Origin of the sequence: Amycolatopsis sp. cmx-11-32, from assembly GCF_047608695.1 — a bacterium.
GTDB lineage: Bacteria > Actinomycetota > Actinomycetes > Mycobacteriales > Pseudonocardiaceae > Amycolatopsis.
On record NZ_JADNQN010000002.1, the window covers coordinates 40233 to 57454 of the forward strand.

Annotated in this window: 18 protein-coding genes; 14 read left to right on the top strand and 4 right to left on the bottom strand. The window is 67.1% G+C overall.

Annotated features, from left to right (window positions below; all coding sequences use genetic code 11):
• Positions 1–35 precede the first annotated feature (35 nt).
• From cysS to ACM6LR_RS04735, 5 genes are all read left to right on the top strand, one after another.
• The gene (gene cysS, locus ACM6LR_RS04715; RefSeq protein WP_414941995.1) at positions 36–1427 is read left to right on the top strand and encodes a cysteine--tRNA ligase; all 1392 of its coding nucleotides are present in this window, start codon (positions 36–38) and stop codon (positions 1425–1427) included.
• A gap of 36 nt (positions 1428–1463) precedes the next feature.
• Complete coding sequence (rlmB, locus tag ACM6LR_RS04720; protein WP_414941994.1) at positions 1464–2420, top strand: 23S rRNA (guanosine(2251)-2'-O)-methyltransferase RlmB; 957 nt, start codon at positions 1464–1466, stop codon at positions 2418–2420.
• A gap of 102 nt (positions 2421–2522) precedes the next feature.
• On the top strand, positions 2523–3956 hold the full coding sequence (locus tag ACM6LR_RS04725; RefSeq protein WP_414941993.1) for an MBOAT family O-acyltransferase: 1434 nt from the start codon (positions 2523–2525) through the stop codon (positions 3954–3956).
• A gap of 30 nt (positions 3957–3986) precedes the next feature.
• Complete coding sequence (locus ACM6LR_RS04730) at positions 3987–4337, top strand: hypothetical protein (RefSeq protein ID WP_414941992.1); 351 nt, start codon at positions 3987–3989, stop codon at positions 4335–4337.
• 8 nt (positions 4338–4345) lie between these two features.
• Positions 4346–4825, top strand: coding sequence for an HIT family protein (locus tag ACM6LR_RS04735; protein WP_414941991.1), 480 nt, complete (start codon positions 4346–4348; stop codon positions 4823–4825).
• Here the strand turns inward: ACM6LR_RS04735 and ACM6LR_RS04740 are convergent.
• A complete protein-coding gene (locus tag ACM6LR_RS04740; RefSeq protein ID WP_414941990.1) occupies positions 4753–5472 on the bottom strand; it encodes an alpha/beta fold hydrolase in 720 nt (239 codons plus the stop codon). The two genes, ACM6LR_RS04735 and ACM6LR_RS04740, sit on opposite strands and share 73 nt — an antisense overlap.
• A gap of 88 nt (positions 5473–5560) precedes the next feature.
• Here ACM6LR_RS04740 and ACM6LR_RS04745 point away from each other — a divergent pair, with 88 nt between their 5' ends.
• From ACM6LR_RS04745 to ACM6LR_RS04765, 5 genes are all read left to right on the top strand, one after another.
• Entirely contained in the window at positions 5561–6121 is a 561-nt protein-coding gene (locus tag ACM6LR_RS04745) for a TetR/AcrR family transcriptional regulator (protein ID WP_414941989.1), read from the top strand.
• A complete protein-coding gene (locus ACM6LR_RS04750; RefSeq protein WP_414941988.1) occupies positions 6118–6723 on the top strand; it encodes a transglutaminase-like domain-containing protein in 606 nt (201 codons plus the stop codon). Before ACM6LR_RS04745 ends, ACM6LR_RS04750 begins: the two co-directional genes overlap by 4 nt.
• Before the next feature lie 149 nt (positions 6724–6872).
• Positions 6873–7919 (top strand): hypothetical protein, encoded by a 1047-nt coding sequence (locus tag ACM6LR_RS04755; protein ID WP_414941987.1) that lies wholly within the window; start codon positions 6873–6875, stop codon positions 7917–7919.
• 40 nt (positions 7920–7959) lie between these two features.
• Positions 7960–8598: a hypothetical protein gene (locus tag ACM6LR_RS04760; protein WP_414941986.1), complete on the top strand. Its 639-nt coding sequence runs from the start codon at positions 7960–7962 to the stop codon at positions 8596–8598.
• A 61-nt stretch (positions 8599–8659) separates the two neighbouring features.
• A complete protein-coding gene (locus ACM6LR_RS04765; RefSeq protein WP_414943251.1) occupies positions 8660–9343 on the top strand; it encodes an HD domain-containing protein in 684 nt (227 codons plus the stop codon).
• Here ACM6LR_RS04765 and ACM6LR_RS04770 read toward each other — a convergent pair.
• Positions 9340–9990, bottom strand: coding sequence for a class II aldolase/adducin family protein (locus ACM6LR_RS04770; RefSeq protein WP_414943522.1), 651 nt, complete (start codon positions 9988–9990; stop codon positions 9340–9342). The genes ACM6LR_RS04765 and ACM6LR_RS04770 overlap by 4 nt on opposite strands.
• A gap of 80 nt (positions 9991–10070) precedes the next feature.
• Positions 10071–11006 carry a hypothetical protein gene (locus tag ACM6LR_RS04775; protein ID WP_414941984.1) on the bottom strand — a complete coding sequence of 312 codons (936 nt, stop codon included), beginning with the start codon at positions 11004–11006 and terminating at the stop codon, positions 10071–10073.
• 124 nt (positions 11007–11130) lie between these two features.
• On the opposite strand from ACM6LR_RS04775, the gene ACM6LR_RS04780 reads away from it, so the two are divergent.
• The 4 genes from ACM6LR_RS04780 (at position 11131) to ACM6LR_RS04795 (ending at position 16340) form a co-directional block, all read left to right on the top strand.
• Positions 11131–12360, top strand: coding sequence for a DUF445 domain-containing protein (locus ACM6LR_RS04780; RefSeq protein ID WP_414942034.1), 1230 nt, complete (start codon positions 11131–11133; stop codon positions 12358–12360).
• 47 nt (positions 12361–12407) lie between these two features.
• The gene (locus tag ACM6LR_RS04785; protein ID WP_414941983.1) at positions 12408–13634 is read left to right on the top strand and encodes a DUF445 domain-containing protein; all 1227 of its coding nucleotides are present in this window, start codon (positions 12408–12410) and stop codon (positions 13632–13634) included.
• A 50-nt stretch (positions 13635–13684) separates the two neighbouring features.
• Positions 13685–14908 (top strand): DUF445 domain-containing protein, encoded by a 1224-nt coding sequence (locus tag ACM6LR_RS04790; RefSeq protein WP_414941982.1) that lies wholly within the window; start codon positions 13685–13687, stop codon positions 14906–14908.
• A gap of 118 nt (positions 14909–15026) precedes the next feature.
• Positions 15027–16340: an alginate O-acetyltransferase AlgX-related protein gene (locus ACM6LR_RS04795; RefSeq protein WP_414941981.1), complete on the top strand. Its 1314-nt coding sequence runs from the start codon at positions 15027–15029 to the stop codon at positions 16338–16340.
• Here the strand turns inward: ACM6LR_RS04795 and ACM6LR_RS04800 are convergent.
• A complete protein-coding gene (locus ACM6LR_RS04800; RefSeq protein ID WP_414943252.1) occupies positions 16337–17218 on the bottom strand; it encodes a metal ABC transporter permease in 882 nt (293 codons plus the stop codon). The genes ACM6LR_RS04795 and ACM6LR_RS04800 overlap by 4 nt on opposite strands.
• Between the last annotated feature and the right edge of the window lie 4 nt (positions 17219–17222).

A 17222-nucleotide genomic window follows, 5' to 3' on the forward strand; every position in this document is an offset into this window, starting at 1 on the left:
CGACATCGCTCACCCCGACCCCGTACCCTTTTAGGGTGGCACTACACCTCTATGACACCGCGACCCGGAGCGTGCGGGAATTCCACCCCGCCCGTAGCGGAACGGCGTCCATGTACGTGTGTGGTGCCACCGTGCAGGGCATCCCCCACATCGGCCACATCCGCGGCGCGCTGAACTACGACGTCCTGCGCCGCTGGCTCGTCCACAGTGGACTCGATGTGCTGATGGTCCGCAACGTCACCGACATCGACGACAAGATCCTCACCAAGGCCGCCGAAGCGGGTCGTCCCTGGTGGGAGTGGGCGGCCACGCACGAGCGCGCGTTCGAGTCGGCGTACGAGTCGCTGGGCTGCCTGCCCGCTTCGATCTCGCCGCGGGCGACCGGGCACGTCACACAGATGGTCGAGTTGATGCGGCGGCTGATCGACGGCGGGCACGCGTACGCCTCCGGCGGCGACGTGTACTTCTCGGTCAAGGCGTTCGACGGTTACGGCGACCTGTCCGGCCAGAAGCTCGACGAGGTCCAGCAGGGCGAGAGCCTCGCCGAGGGCAAACGCGACCCGCGTGACTTCACCCTGTGGAAGACCGCGAAGCCGGGCGAACCGTCGTGGCCGACGCCGTGGGGCTCCGGGCGTCCCGGCTGGCACCTCGAGTGCTCGGCGATGGCGACGACCTACCTCGGCCCCGAGTTCGACATCCACGGCGGCGGCATCGACCTGGTGTTCCCGCACCACGAGAACGAGCGCGCCCAGTCCAACGCGGCGGGTGACCCGTTCGCGCGGTTCTGGCTGCACAACGCCTGGGTGACCATGGCGGGCGAGAAGATGGCCAAGACGCTGGGCAACACGGTGTCGATCCCGGAGATGCTCAAGAACTACCGGGCACCCGAACTGCGGTACTACCTGGTCCAGCCGCACTACCGGTCGACGGTCGACTACTCCGACGGGGCCGTCGCCGAAGCCGCGCAGGGCTACCGGCGGATCGAGCAGTTCCTCCGGCGTACCGCGGGCGTCGTCGGTGACGTCCACCTCGGCGAGGTCGCGAAAGACTTCGCCGCCGCGCTCGACGACGACCTGGCCACCCCGCAGGCGTTCGCAGTGCTGCACAACACGGTCCGCGACGGTAACGCTGCCCTCGACGCAGCCGACAATTCCAAGGCACTCGAATTCGCCGCCTCCGTGCGCGCGATGACCGACGTGCTCGGCCTCGACCCGCTCTCCGCGCGCTGGTCCGAGGCGGGCGGCAACGAAACGCCCACCCGGCAGGCACTGTCCGATCTCGTGGAAGGGCTGCTCACCGAACGGCAGCAGGCCCGCGCCGAGAAGGACTTCGCCCGTGCGGACGCCGCGCGTGACCGTCTCCAGCAGGCGGGCATCGTGGTGGAGGACACCCCGAACGGTCCACAGTGGACCGTCAAGGAAGTCTGACACTTACTCGCTTTTCTAGCTCAAGGATTCTCACTGATGGCAGGCAACTCCCGGCGCCAGGGCGCTATTCGCAAGCCCGGCACGAAGAAGGGTCAGGTCGTCGGTTCCGGCGGCCAGCGCCGGAAGGGCCTGGAAGGCAAGGGCCCGACCCCCAAGGCCGAGGACCGGCCAGGGCACAAGGCGTACCGCATGGCAGGCGCGCGTGACCGCAAGGAACAGGCACGGCAGAAGAAGGCCGACAAGCCGGAGCTGATCGCCGGCCGCAACCCGGTGGTCGAGGCGCTGCGCGCCGACGTGCCCGCCACCGCGCTGTACGTCGCGCTCAACATCGAGATCGACGACCGCGTCAACGACGCCGTCCGGCTCGCCGGCGACAAGGGCATCTCGATACTGGAGATCCCGCGCGAGGAACTCGACCGCAAGACCAACCGGGCCATGCACCAGGGCCTGGGCCTGCAGGTCCCGCCGTTCGAGTACGCGCACCCCGGTGACCTGATGGCCTCGGCGAAGGACTCGGGCAGCACTCCGCTGTTCGTCGCGCTCGACGGCGTCACCGACCCGCGCAACCTCGGTGCCGTGATCCGCTCGGCCGCCGCGTTCGGCGCGCACGGCGTCCTGCTGCCGGAGCGGCGCAGCGCGGGCATGACCGCGGTCGCGTGGCGGACCTCCGCCGGCACCGCCGCCAAGCTGCCGATCGCCGTCGCGACCAACCTGACCCGCCAGCTGAAGGCGTGGAAGGACGACGGCCTGATGGTCGTCGGCCTCGACGCGGACGGCTCGGTGGACATCGACGAGCTCGACCTCGCGGCGGACCCGCTGGTCATCGTGCTCGGCTCGGAGGGCCGCGGCCTCTCCCGGCTGGTGCGCGAGACCTGCGACGCGACCGTGTCGATCCCGATGGCGGCCGGTGTCGAGTCGCTCAACGCGTCGGTCGCGGCCGGTGTGCTGCTGGCCGAGGTGGCCCGCCGCCGCCGCAGCGCGGGACGTGTCTGACCCCGCACTTCGCGGACACGCAGTTCATCGACATCGGGCGGGGACCTCAGGCTAAGGTCACCAGCGGATAAGGCGTAACCGTTCCTGGGGGACCCCGCACCGATGTCGTTCATTTCGCCACTGTTCCTGTGGTACTTCATGCCGGCGGTACTGCTCGCCGTGCTGGTGTGCCCGCGCAGCTGGCGGAACGGCATCGTCGCCGCGGGCAGCCTGATCTTCTACGCCACCGGCGCCGGACCGTACACGCTGGTGCTGATCGGCTGCATGGTGGTCAACTTCCTGGCCGGGCCCGCGCTGGAGCCGAACGCCTGGGACCTGCAGAACAAGCGGCGCAAGCGGCTGCTGCTCGGGGTCATCGGCCTCAACGTCGGCATGCTGCTGATCTGGAAGTACGCGGGTTTCGCGACCCAGCAGATCGCGGCCGTGACGCACTGGTTCGGCGGCGGCTTCCCAGTGGCCGACCTGGTCATCCCCATCGGCATCTCGTTCTACACGTTCCACCACATCTCGTACGTGGTGGACATCTACCGCGGCGAACGCCGGGCGCTGCGCGACCCGGTGTCGTTCGCCGCGTACATCGCGATGTTCCCGCAGCTGGTGGCCGGGCCGATCGTGCGCTACCGCGAGATCGCCGACCAGCTGCCGCAGCAACGGTCACACCGCCTCGACGACATCGCCGCCGGTTTCCCGCGCTTCGCGCTCGGGCTGTGCAAGAAGACGATCATCGCGGACTCGCTCAGCCCGATGGTGGACGCGTGCTTCAACACCTCACCGGATCAAATGACCTTCGCGATCGCCTGGCTGGGCGCGATCGGCTACACCCTCCAGCTGTTCTTCGACTTCTCCGGATACTCCGACATGGCGATCGGGCTCGGCCGCATGCTCGGCTTCCGGCTACCGGAGAACTTCGCGCGGCCGTACTCGTCGGTGACCATCACCGAGTTCTGGCGGCGCTGGCACATGTCGCTGTCGCGCTGGTTCCGCGACTACGTCTACATCCCGCTGGGCGGCAACCGCACCGGCGCCGGGCACACGTACCGGAACCTGTGCATCGTGTTCGTGCTGACCGGGTTCTGGCACGGCGCGCAGTGGACGTTCGTGATCTGGGGCATCTACCACGGCGCGCTGCTGATCGTGGAACGCGCTTTCGGCTACGACGTCACCCCGAAGACCCGGGCCGCCCGCATCGGCCGCCGCGCGCTGACGCTCGTGCTCGTGGTCTTCGGCTGGGTGTTCTTCCGCGCCGAGGACCTGCCGCACGCGCTCGGCATGATCGGGCACATGGTGCTGCCCGACTTCACCGGCCTCACCGACGTCGTCGAGAGCGCGGTGACCAATCAGCGGCTCATCATCTTGCTGTGCGCGCTGGCGATCGTGTTCCTGCCCGCGCATCCGGTGACCGGGCCGCTGCTGGAGTCCTCGCGGAGCCGCCCGGCGACGGCGCTGCGGATCGGCGTGATGACCGTGGGGCTGGTGTACGCGGCCATCCTGATCGCGACCGGGACGTTCAGCCCGTTCCTGTACTACCAGTTCTAGAGAGGCCGCAGTTCTGATGGAGCACCGAGAATGACCGACCTGGCCACTCAGCCCGGCGTGATCCCCTACGTCGACAACCACGACGGTCCGCGCCGGCTGCTCGTTGTCGAGATATCTCCCTTCAGCGCCAACGCGGTGCGCCACTACGCGCCTTTCACGAGCATCGACGGCAGGCAGTACGTGGTCTCGTGGGGCTCCGTCACGTTCGAGATCCCCGCCGACCGGAACGTGCATGTCAGCGTGCATCTGCAGACCAACTACGCGACCGGGGTGACCTCGACCCCGTTCGCGTCGATCGTCCTGGCCCCGCACCCGGCTCCGGTCCGGCTGGCGACCCAGTTCACGACCAACGCCGAAGGCTCGCTCATGCCGGTCGGCTAGCCTGACTCATGACCGACGACTGGAAACGGGATCGGGTCGGGTCGGCGCTGCGCGGCGAGAACCCGACGGTGCTGCGACGGCTGGACACCGGATTCGCGGTGATCGGCGATACGCAGTTCCTACCGGGCTACTGCGTTCTCCTGACCGACGATCCCGCCGCCTGCCGCTTGACCGAGCTGCCACGCGAACGGCGGCTGGAGTTCCTGTCGGACATGGAGCTGCTCGGCGAAGCGGTCGAAAACGTCTGCAGGCGAAGGGATCCCGGCTTCCGTCGCGTCAACCTGGAGATCCTCGGCAACACGGATCCGTTCCTGCACGCGCACATCTGGCCGCGCTACGGCTGGGAGCCGACGGACCTCGTCGGGCGGCCGGTCTGGCTTTACCCGCGTGAAAACTGGGGTGAGTCCCTGGGTCCTCAGCACGACTCGCTCCGCTTGGAGTTGGCGCGAGAGATCGACAGGCTGCGGGCCGCGTCGAGCACGAGCTGAGAGAATTCCTTGCCACGCGCCATCGGCAGGTAGTGCCCGGCCTTCGGAACGGTGATCAGCCTGCCATCGGCGCAAGCGCCGAGGAAGCGGCGTTCGTGGCGCCGGAAGTGGTCGCGTGAGCCGTTGATCAGCCAGGTCGGGCCCGGATAGGTCGCGAGTTCGGCGAGCACGTCGAACTCGGCGAAGGCCTTGGCGATCTCCGGGATCACCTCGGTCGCGATGCCACCCTCGATCACCGCTTTGGCGAGCTTCGGCGGCAGGACACTCTCGAACAGCCACCGGCTGAGCCGTTCGCCCTGGTCCGGGCGGCGCATGAGCAGGCGGTGCGCGACACGGAACGGCGTCTCCAGCGTCCGCCCGGGCAGATAGGTCGAATCCGCGACGACGAGGCCGGCGACACGATCCGGATGACGTGCCGCGGCGGCGATGGCGACGTAGCCGCCGAGAGAGTGCCCGACGACCAGGGCGGGCTCCTCGATACCGTCGACGACGGCGTCCACCGCATCGTGCAGGGTGAACCGCTCGCCTCGGCGGGTGCCGTGCCCCGGCAGATCGATCGCTCGTGCGGAAGCGCCCGAGTATTCGAGTTGCTCGGCCCAGGCGGCACCGCTGAGCCGGACGCCGTGGACGAAGACGAGGGGGACCATGGATCTACCTCCTGAATGCAACGCACCGTTGCGTTGCAAAGTACTGGCGATCGTCGCACGACGCAACGGTGCGTTGTATTGTCGTCCGGTGAGCACGCGGAACGGTCCCCGCAAGGCCGAGGCGATCTTCGCCGCAACCCTCGAGCTGCTGGCCGAGTACGGCTACGAGAAGCTCGCCATCGAGGCCGTCGCCGCCCGGTCCGGCGTCAACAAGACGACGCTGTACCGGTGGTGGTCGTCCAAGGACGCGCTCCTGGCCGCGGCGCTGCGCGACTCGGAACTCTTCGCGCTCGCCGTCCCGGACACCGGCAGCCTTCGCGGAGATCTTCTCGCCGTGGCAACGCAGATCCACCGGCTGCTGACCTCGGAGCACACCGCGCCGATCGTCACGGCGACACTGACGGCGGCCCCCCGCCGTCCGGAACTCGGCGATGTGTCGCGAAGCTTCTTCGCCGACCGTTCGACTCGAGAAAAGCCGATCTTCGAACGCGCCGCCACCAGGGGCGAACTACGGGCAGGCGCCGACCCGGTCGTGGTGATGGATTTGCTCGCGGGAGCGATCTGGTTCCGGCTACTGCTACGCGGCGGCGAAGCCGGTCCGAAATTCCTCGAAGAAGCCATCGACACCGTACTGGACGGCGCAACGTGAAAATCACCTTGAAGATCGAATCCGAGCGGCTCGAAGACTATCTCGCCGTCGACGAAGTCATCGATCACGATCATCCGCTGATCCGCGAAACGGCTGACGTGCTGTCACCGACCGGCGGCACCGAAGTCGACGTGATTCGTTCGATGTTTCACTTCGTGCGCGACGACATCGCCCATTCGGTGGACGCCGCCGATTCCCGAGTCACTCTTATGGCCTCCGAGGTTCTGCGCGAGCGGGTCGGCCTCTGCTACGCGAAGGCCCATCTGCTGGCCGCTTTGCTTCGCAGCCAGGGTATCCCGGCCGGGTTCTGCTATCAGCGGATCGGCGTCCTGCACGGGCTCAACGGCGTGTACATCGCCGGTCTGGACCGGTGGATCCGGCTCGACCCGAGAGGTAACAAGAACGGCGCGGACGCACACTTTCCTTTCCTGCGAAAGAGTTCGCCGGAAGATGAGCGACTCGCGTGGACCCTGGACCCCACCAGAGGTGAGATCGACTTCCCCACGGTGTACTCCGCGCCCTCTTCGGCCGTTGTCGAAACACTGTCGTCCGCGAAGCCCGGCCCCGCTTGGTACGAAGGGATCCTTCCGCACGCTCCGTGAGCGGTTTTTCCGCGTTTCGGCGAAACCTCGGCCGCGAATAAGGTATAGCCGTGCGTTACGTTCGCTGTTGGTATCTTTCCCCCGAATTTCTTATTTCGGCATGGTCACCAGGCGCGTAGAGTAACTCCCCGCACTCGAACAGATACGCAATGCGTTCGTCCGTTCGGGTGCGGATCAAGGAGGTGACCCCCGTGCCCGCGGACGCCGACCGGCTCCGCCGTACCCCACTGCAAGAGATCTTCTGGACCAGGACGAGCCTGTTGCTCACCGTACTGGTCGTCATCGCGGGCCTCAGCCTGTGGATCTCCAGCATGATGGATCCCGGCGCCGGCAAGACCCTGCTCACTTCACTGGGCACCGGCACCCTGATCTCCGCCGTGGTCGGCTTCGGCCAGACCCTGATCACCGCGGCCGCGTCACAGCGCGCGATGGTGACCCCGGTGATCGAGGAAAGCCGCCGCGCGCTGGAAGCGCTCAGCGCCGAATACCGTTCGCTCAACAAGGAATTCTTTCCCACCCACGTCTTCGAGGCGACCGCCGACCCGGATCCGTTGTTCAACCGGGTCATGACCGAAGACCTCGACGTGGCAAGGCACTACTTCTTCCGCGGCTTCTCCGGCAGGCACGCCGCGGCCCGATTGCTGTTGTCCCGCACGGAAAGGGAGCTTCGCGTGGTCATCGCCGACCCGCGCGACGAGGGGGCCATCAGCGGCAGAGCGCGCTATCTCCTGCGCAGCGAAGAGGCGGGCATGGACTACGAGACGATCCAATCCCGGCTCAACGACGAGATCAGCATCGGCCTGGTCGGGCTGTTCCTGGCCCGCAGCCGCTGCTCGCTGGTGGACATCACCGTCGTAGCCGACCCGCCGCTGGACCGGCTCGAGGTATTCGACGAGAGCGTCTGGGTGACCCTGTACAGCGACATCCGCGGCGCGACCACGCTGTATCCGCGGACACTACGGTTCAGCGAAGGTTCCTTCCTGTACAACAAGGAGCGCTCCGAATTTTTGCGGGTGTCCCAGTCCCGCGCCGGACGGCACTTCCGCATCTCCACCACGACGACGAGGGCGGATTTCCTCGCCCTGTACGAAAAGATCACGGGCTCACCCCTATCCGAACAGAACTTCCTCGAACTGGAAGCGAAATTCCACGCCTTCCGGAAGGAGTTCACCACACTCGCCGAGTTGAACCCCTGACCTCTCGGCGTCACGAATTACTAGAACTGAGGAGCTGAAGTTGCTCACTCGCTTGTCCCCCCTCACCCGGTTGTCCGCGTTGCTCCGCACGACGGACCTGCCGCTGGCGCAGCATTGGCAAGTCGTCGACGAGATCTTCCGGGACTGGACGTCGAGACCCGAGCTGCGCACGGACCTTCGGCAGCACCTGGATTCGCTGAGCCCGGACGAGGCAAGCGCGGTACTCGGCCGATCCCGCGAGACGACCACCCACTTCGCCTGGTGCCTGCTCGATTCCCCGACGGATCCCTTTTCACTCTGGCTCCACGAGTACAAGGCACCGCAAGACTGGCGTGAGGGCTACGCCGATTCCGTGCACAACCACAGATATCACTTCTGCACCACGATCCTCCGTGGCCACTACGTCCACGAGCGTTATTCGACCCTGCGCGACCAGCTCTCCGGATTGATCACATCGGTTCGGTTACGACGTAGCGCACTGTGCCAGGCCGGGTCGGTAGGCGTCATGTACGCGGACGAGTTCCATCGGATTCCCGAAGCCACCGAAGGGACTATGACGTTTTTGGTGAAATCACGCCCGGTAAGCGAGTTCAGTCTTTCCTATGACCCGAAGACCGGAATCGGGCATCGTCACGTTCCGGTGGAGGTCCGATTGGGGGACCTGGCCGACCGTATCTAACTACACACCGCCGTCGAAGCGCATACCATTACTCCACCCGTAAACGGGATCGGAGAGGTGTATGCGCGCGCGAAAGAACACGATTCCTTCCCAGACCATCGACGCCGTCGAGCATCGCGTCCGGCGACTGTGCTGGCGCTATGCGGACAAACTGCAGTTCCACGGCTGGCATCACGTGAGTTTCGTCCGGGCCAAGGCCGCGGGGTTCGCCGAGCACAACGGTGCGGATCGCACCGTCGTGGAGGTGGCGGCACTGGTGCACGACGTGAACTACATCGTGCTCCGGAACTCCCCCGCGGCCGCCGGGCGAGACCTCCGGTTGGGCATCCTGCGGGAGTGCGGCGTCGAGGACGCCGTGGCCCGGTGGATCGACGAGATCATCGACGAGGCCGAGATGGCGACCCGCGGCCGGCACATCTCGCTGGAGGCCCAGGCGTTGAGCGACGCCGACACGCTGTTCAAGGCGCTGCCGGTGACGCCCGTCGTGCTCGCCCACCGCTATCTGCGAGAGAACGGGCTGAGCCTCCGCGAGCTGGCGCACAAGATCGTCGGCGAGCAACGCGATGTCCACGACGGCGGCTACTACTTCTACAACCCGAAGGCCGCTGAGACCTACTCGCGGTGGGCGCTGGCGAACCTTCAGCTGTGGCAATGCATCAAGGAAGCCGTCGACGACCCCAACGTCGTCGAACTCCTCGACGCGGTGCACGCGGTAGATCTCGAAGTGGAGCCCGCCGCCTCCTAACGCTGCCCGTAGCCGCGGAGTTTCTCCACGACGTGCTCGATCTCGGCGGGCGGGAGCAGGTTCGGCGTTCCTGCCGCCCGCGCCGTCAACCAGACCTGGCAGGCCCACTCGAGCTGCTGTGCCCGGCTGTACGCGGAGCCGAGGCTGTCGCCGAAGGTGATCGTGCCGTGATTGGCCAGCAGGCAGCCTCGGCGGCCTTCCATGGCCTCCAGCATGGTTTTGGCGAGCTCTTCGGTGCCGTACGTCGCGTAGGACGCGACGCGGACCGTCGGGCCGATCGAGGCGAGCATGTAGTGGATCGCCGGTACCTCGGTGACGAGGGTGGAGACGGCCGTGGCGTGCACGGAATGCGTGTGCACCACGGCGGAGACCGCCTTGCCGTCCGGATCGGCCGCCTGCCGGTAGACGGCGAGATGCATCGGGAGTTCGCTGGTCGGTTCGAGCGAGCCGTCGACGATCTTGCCGTCGAGGTGGGCCACGGGCACGTCTTCCGGCCGCAGCCCGGCGTAGTCGACCCCGGTCGGGGTCACCGCGATCAGCTCGCCCTGCCTCGCGGAGACGTTGCCGGACGTGCCGACCACCAGTCCGCCGGTGGTCATCCGGCGGGCGAATTCGCAGACCGCCAAGCGCTCTTTGGCCAGGATCACCGTCACAACCTCCACGGGAGGCCTCGGATCGCAGGGGCTGGACGACGACGAGCTGTTCGCCGTCGTCCAGCGTCGAGAGATCAGGAAGGGCGTGGGCCGTTGGTCTTGGCGGGAACCGGCTTGGGTGCTTCAGCCGCCTTGGGCGCAGCGGCGGCCGCGGGTGCCTCGGGGGCGGGAGCCAGCAGCTTGATGGCCTCCTGGACGGCGACGTCCGTGGCGGAGAGCCGTTCGGCGACCTTCGACCGGAGTTCCAGCGCGAGCTTCCGGGCCTGCTGAGCCTCGGCCTGCTTGGTCTTCGCGTCGGTGAGGGCCTCCGCGACCTGCTCCTGCTTCGCGGCGATGTCCTCCGCCGAAGACTTCTCCGACTTGGCGATCTTCTCCGCCGAAAGCCGCTCGGCTTCGGCACGCTTGTCCGCCGAGACCCGGTCGGCTTCCGCGATCTTGTCCGCGGCGACCTTCTCCGCCTCCGCGCGACGAGCCGCCGAAGCCTCCTCGGCCTTCTTGTCCGCGGCGGCACGAGTCCGGACGCTCTCCATGTCCAGTTCCTTGCGCTTCTGCGCCGCCTCGGAGTTCAGCCGCTCGCTCTCGGCCTGAGCGTCCTTGGCCGCCTTGTCGCTCGCGCGCTGCGTCTCGTGGGCATACCTGTCCGCCTCGGCGCGGGTCGACTTGGCGTCGGCTTCCGCGGCCGCCTTGAGGTCGGCGATCTCCTCCTCGGCGAGCTGCATCATCATGCGGACGCGTTCGGCCATCGCGCCGGCGCCGGACGGGCTCGCGCTCATCCGCACGAGGGCGGCCTTGGTCTCGTCCAGTTCCTTCTGGGCGTGGCCGAGCGCTTTGGTGAGTTCACCGGCGGTCGCCACGGCCTCGTCGCGGTTGCGCGAGGTCTGCTTGAGTTCGGTCGACAGTTCGGCGAGCCGCTCGTCGACCTGACGCTTGTCGTATCCGCGGACGGAGCCCGCGAACTGGGGCGATTTCGCTGAGGGCGCCTGAGGCGCCGTCTTCTCAGGAGCGACCATGGCGGACACCTTAATGAGCTTGGGCCCGTCGAGTAGTACCGCCAAACGGCTGCACTCGGCGGGCGACCGACCGATCACCTGGCATCCTGCATTGTCGACAGGTCGTAAGCAGGGGGAGGCCCGGTTGGACATCTCGGCGATCCTCGACGACATCAGGGAGCACTGGCACATCTACGCCACGATGCCCTTCATCGCCGCGCTCATCGGCTACATCACGAAACGCGTCGCCATCGAGATGATGTTCCGGCCGCTGGAATTCGTCGGGATCAAACCCTTCCTCGGCTGGCAGGGAGTCATCCCGGCCAACTCTCGCCGGATGGCGACCACCGCCGTCGACCTGCTGACCAAGAACCTCGTCGATCCGCGGGAGATCTTCTCCCGGCTCGATCCCGACGAGGTCGTCAAGGAACTGGAAGAGCCGCTCCTCAAGGCCGTCGAGGACGTCACCCGCGAGGTGATGGAGCAGTACCAGCCCAGATTGTGGGAACTGCTCCCGACGCGGGCGCAGCGGATGCTGGTCGATCAGGTCCGGGCGCAGGCGCCGAAGGTCGTCGCGCGGCTGTTGCGCGAGGTGTCGACGAACATCGACGAGGTCCTCGACGTCAACGAGATGCTGATCAACGCGATGGTCCGGGACAAATCGCTGACCTGCCGCCTGATCAAGGAGGTCGCGACCCCGGAACTCCGCTTCATCGCCCGGTCCGGGATCTGGTTCGGCTTCGTCATCGGCCTGGTCCAGTTCGTCGCTTGGGCGCTGACGAAGCAGCCGTTGATCATGCCGATCTTCGGTTTCGTCACGGGGTTCGTCACGGACTGGCTGGCCCTGAGAATGATCTTCTACCCGCGTGAGCCGCGCCGGTTCCTGTTCTTCAGCTGGCAGGGCATGTTCCAGAAACGCCGCAAGGCGGTCGCCCGCGACTACGGCGCGCTGATCGCGGACGAGGTGCTCACCGTCCGGAACGTGCTGGAGGCCGTGCTCACCGGGCCGAAGTCGGACAAGTTGTTCTCGATGATCAGCCGCGAGGTCCGGCGGACCGTCGACGCGCAGGCGAGCATCGCGAAACCGTTGGTGGCGCTGACCGTCGGCGGCAAGCAGTACCAGGAGATGAAGGTGGCCGCGGCGGAGAAGGTGATCGCGTACCTCCCCGAAACGGTGAAACACGTGGACAGCTACGCCACTGACGCGCTCGACGTCCGCGACACGATCGTCGTGAAGATGCAGCAACTGACCCCGCTCGAGTTCGAAGGGATCCTGCGACCCGCCTTCCAGCAGGACGAAGGGAAGCTGATCGCGGTCGGCGCGGTGATCGGCGGGCTCGTGGGTGAACTTCAGGTCCTGCTCCTCCTCCATTGAGGACAGGCGGCTAGGTTCCCTCTAGCGAGACGCGGGAGGGGCTTCGAGTGGACGCCGTCGTCGCCGATCTGGGCGAGCACTGGCCGGTGTACGTCAGCATGCCGTTCATCGCGGCGCTGATCGGCTACGTCACCAAACGCGTCGCCATCGAGATGATGTTCAAGCCGGTGGAATTCGTCGGTGTCGAACCGTTCCTCGGCTGGCAGGGCGTGCTGCCGGCGAACGCCGAGCGGATGGCGGCCACCGCCACCGAGATGCTGACGAACAATCTCGTCGACCCGAAGGAGATTTTCGCCAGGCTCGACCCGGCCCAGGTGGCGAAGGAGATCGAGCAACCACTGCTGCGGGTCGTCGAGGAAGTCACCCGCGAGGTGATGGAGCAGTACCAGCCGCGACTGTGGGAAGTACTGCCGAACACCGCCCAGCAGCTGCTCCTGAAACGCGTACAGGCCGAGGCGCCACGCGCGATCACGAAGATCATGGGCGAGATCGCGGAGAACATCGAGGACGTCCTCGACCTCAAGCACATGGTCGTGACGAACCTGGTGCGTGACAAGGCGTTGCTGAACCGCCTGATCCGCGACATCTCGCGGCCGGAGATGCGGTTCATCGCGCGGTCGGGGATCGTGTTCGGCTTCTCCCTCGGCTGCGTGCAGTTGCTCGTGTGGGCGCTGACGAAGTCGCCGATCGTGCTACCGCTGTTCGGTATCGCCATCGGCTGGTTCACCGACTGGATCGCCCTGAAGATGATCTTCCTGCCGCGCGAGCCGAAGCGGTTCTTCGGCTTCTACACCTGGCAAGGCGTGTTCCAGAAACGCAAGGACCAGGTGGCCGCCGACTACGGCGACATGATCGCGCGCGAGATCATCACCATCCCGAACCTGCTCGAAGCCGTGCTGAGCGGGCCGAAGTCGGACAAACTGTTCACGATGATCACCCGTGAGGTGCAGCGGACCATCGACACGCAGGCCAGCGTCGTGAAGCCGTTCGTCGCGATGGCCGTCGGGAGCAGGAAGTTCCAGGAGATGAAGCAGACGGCGGCGTCGAAGGCGGCGGCACGGATCCCGGAGACGATCCGGCACGCCGAGGGCTACGCGGTCAACGCGCTCGACGTCCGGAACACCATTGTGGACAGAATGCGGCAGCTCAACCCGCTGGAATTCGAGCAGTTGCTACGCCCGGCGTTCCGGCAGGACGAGTGGAAACTGATCGCCGTCGGCGCCGTCATCGGTGGCCTTGTCGGTGAACTTCAGGTACTTCTGCTGCTTCACTGACGACCAGCCGATACGGTTTCCCATCTTCGGAGAGCAAGCGAGGAGGTCGCATGGACGCCGTCCTCGACGACCTCGCCCGGCACTGGTGGCTGTACGCCGCGATCCCGTTCATCGCCGCGCTGATCGGCTACGTCACCAAACGCGTCGCCATCGAGATGATGTTCAAGCCGCTGGAGTTCGTCGGGATCAAGCCGTTCCTCGGCTGGCAGGGAGTGGTGCCCAGGCACGGCGGGCGGATGGCCGCCGTCGCGACCGAGTTGCTGACGTCGAACCTGCTGGACGTCAAGGAGCTTTTCCGCCGGATCGACCCGGCGATCATCACGCGCGAGATCGAGCAGCCGCTGCTGCGGGCGGTGGACGAGGTCACCCGCGAAGTGCTGGAACGGCACCATCCCAGGCTCTGGGAGATCATGCCGACGATGGCGCAGGAACTGCTGATCAAGCAGGTCCAGGCTTCGACGCCGCGGCTGGTGCGCGAGTTCATGACGGAGATGACCGAGAACCTCGACGAGGTACTCGACTTCCAGCATATGACCGTGCAGCGGCTGACCAGCGACAAGAAGCTGCTCGTCCGGCTGATCCGCGAGACGTCACGGCCGGAGATGGCGTTCATCGCACGCACAGGGATCTACTTCGGCTTCGGACTCGGCGTCGTGCAGGCGTTCGTGTGGGCGCTGACGAAGGAACCTTGGGTACTGCCGATCTTCGGCGGGTGCATCGGGTTGTTCACCGACTGGCTGGCGATCAAGCTGATCTTCGTGCCGCGCGAACCGGTGCGGATCGGCAGGGTGGTCCTGCAGGGCAAGTTCCAGCGGCGGCGGGCCGAGGTCGCGCACCAGTACGGCGAGATGATCGCGAACGAGATCCTCACCGTGCCGAACCTGCTCGACGCCGTCCTGCGCGGGCCGCGCTCGGACCGGCTGTACGCGCTGGTCGAACGGCTGGTGGCGCAGGCCATCGACGAGCAGGTGAGCGTCGCGAAACCGATGGTCGAGATGGCCGTCGGCGGGCAACGGCTGCGCGAGATCAAGCAAGCGGCCGCGCGGAAGGCGCTCGAACACCTGCCGCCGACGATCCGCCACGCCGAGGGCTACCTGACCGAGGCGATGGACGTCGCGAAGATCGTCGAGCGGCGGATGCTCGGGCTGACGCCGCTGGAGTTCGAGGGGCTGTTGCGGCCGGCGTTCCGGCAGGACGAGTGGAAGCTCATCGCCGTCGGCGGGGCCATCGGCTTCCTGGTCGGGGAACTCCAGGTCCTGCTCATGCTCCACTGAGCGCGTTCAGCGGGCTAAACGCGAGCCGGGCCAGGCGGCCGGACCGCGTTTAGCCCGCTAAACGCGCTTTGGGGGCGGTTCTCACGTGCGGGAGACAAGGGGTGATTACGGTGGAGGGGTGGCGTCCGAATCCCAGCAACTGCCAGCCGTCCACGAGGCGTGGCTTCCGCGTGAGCACGCGCTGCACCGTCCCCGCCACGGCGGCAGGCAGCTGACCGCGCTGATCAGCGCGCTGCTGTTCTTCACCACCCCTGCCCTGCTGTGGGTCTTCGGCGTGCGGCCGGGCGAGATCGAGAACCACAAGCTCGCGAGCTTCCCCGGTCTCGACAAGGGCTGGGGTTTCTTCACCGACCTGCCGACCTGGGCCATCGACCAGCTGTCGTTCCGGCCGGGCGCGATCGCCGCCGCCGACGCGATCAGCCGCGGTGTCTTCGGCGAGGATGTCCCGCTCGACCAGCCGCCGCCGCAGCAGCAGGCGGGCCCGATTCCCGCCCCGCCGTCGCCCGTGCCGCCCAAGACCGCGCCCACCCAGGGCCCGACGCCGAACGCCGCGTCCGGTTATCGCCGCGTCGTCCAGGGCCGCGACGGCTGGCTGTACTACGGCTACGACGCCGACGCGAAATGCGATCCGTCCCGGCCGCTGCCGGAAACCATCGCCAAGATCAACGAGTTGCGGCGCGCGGTCGAGCAGTCCGGGAGGCGGTTCGAACTCGTCGTCGCGCCGGACAAGTCGACGATGGTCCCGCAGTTCCTGCCCGACACCTACCCCGGCAAGGACTGCTCGCGTTCGGCCGAGGCGACCACCTGGCACCGCATGCTCAAGGACGCCCGCGCGATCGACCTGCGGCCCGAACTGCGCGCGTCCGAAGGCCGGGTGCAGCGGCCGATCTACCCGTCGAACGACACCCACTGGGCCGACGAAGGCGCCTTGGTGCTGACGCGCGCCATCGCGAACGCGATCAAACCGGGTGTCACGCGGACCTGGGTGAGTGTTCCCGTCGGCCAGTACGACACGGCCGCGGACCTGCCGCCGCTGATCAACAAGCAGGGCACGAAGACGAACACGCTGTACAGCCTCCGCCCGGACGGCGTGGTGGAGCGCGCGGGCGAATCCAACGGCGACATCGACCGGCCGGTGTACCGCACCGCGAGCCCGCTGATCGGGACTGTGGACGAGAAGATCCTGATCTACGGCGACTCGTTCACGAAGGCGTCTTCGCGGTATCTCTCGGGCGCGTTCACGAACCTGACGATGCTGGCGCACTTCACCCAGAAGACGTCACAGGCCGAGGCCGTCGACGCTTTCGTGAACGCGAACGTCGTGGTCCTCGAAACCGTGGAGCGCAGTGTGGCCGGGGGTCAGCTCGCGTTCATCGACCCCGGGTTCCTCGAAGCGGTCAAGAAGGCACTCGCCGAACGCCCGATCCGCTAGCGCAAGGCGGGCCGCGGCGTCGCCGTCGGCTCGACGCGGACCCGCGAAGTACGCCCGCGCAGCCACGCGATGAGGCGGCAGACCAGGTAGATCACGAACGAGATCGTCGTGACGAACGCGCTCACCGGCTTCCCGGGCGCGAGCGAAAGGATGATCCCGCCGAGCGCCGCGACCTCCGCGAACACGATCGAAAGCACGGTCGCCTTCCACGGGCTCGCCGTGACCCGAGCGGCCGCGGCGGCCGGGGTCACCATCAGGGAGACCACGAGCAGCGCGCCGACGATCTGCACGCCAAGCGCGCTCGAAATGCCGACCAGCACCGCGAAGATCAGCGACAACAGCCGGACCGGCACACCGCGCGCCGTCGCGACCGAGGGATCGACCGTGGCGAACAGCAGCGGCCGGTAGATCACCGCGAGCACCACCAGTACGACGACCGACGCGCCGACGAGCAGGTTCAGGTTGGTCGAGTCGATGGTGATGATCTGCCCGACGAGGATGCCGAACTTGTTGGCGCTGCGGCCTTCGTAGAAAGACAGCAGCAGGACGCCCATGCCGAGCCCGAAGGCGAGGATCACGCCGATCACCGAGTCGCGTTCGGACTCGCGGCCACCGAGGATCCCGATCAGCAGGGCGGCGATGACCGCGCCCGCGAGGCCGCCGAATTCGACGCCGACGCCGAGCAGCAGTGCGCCCGCCGCACCGGTGAAGGCCAGCTCGGCGGTGCCGTGCACGGCGAACGACATCCGCCGCATGACGACCAGCGGGCCGAGCACGCCCGCCACCAGCCCGAGGACGGCGGCCGCGAGCAGCGCCGTCCGTACGAAGTCGAGACCGAGAAGTTCGCCGGTGAGGGCGAAGTCGAACATCTTGTCCACGGTG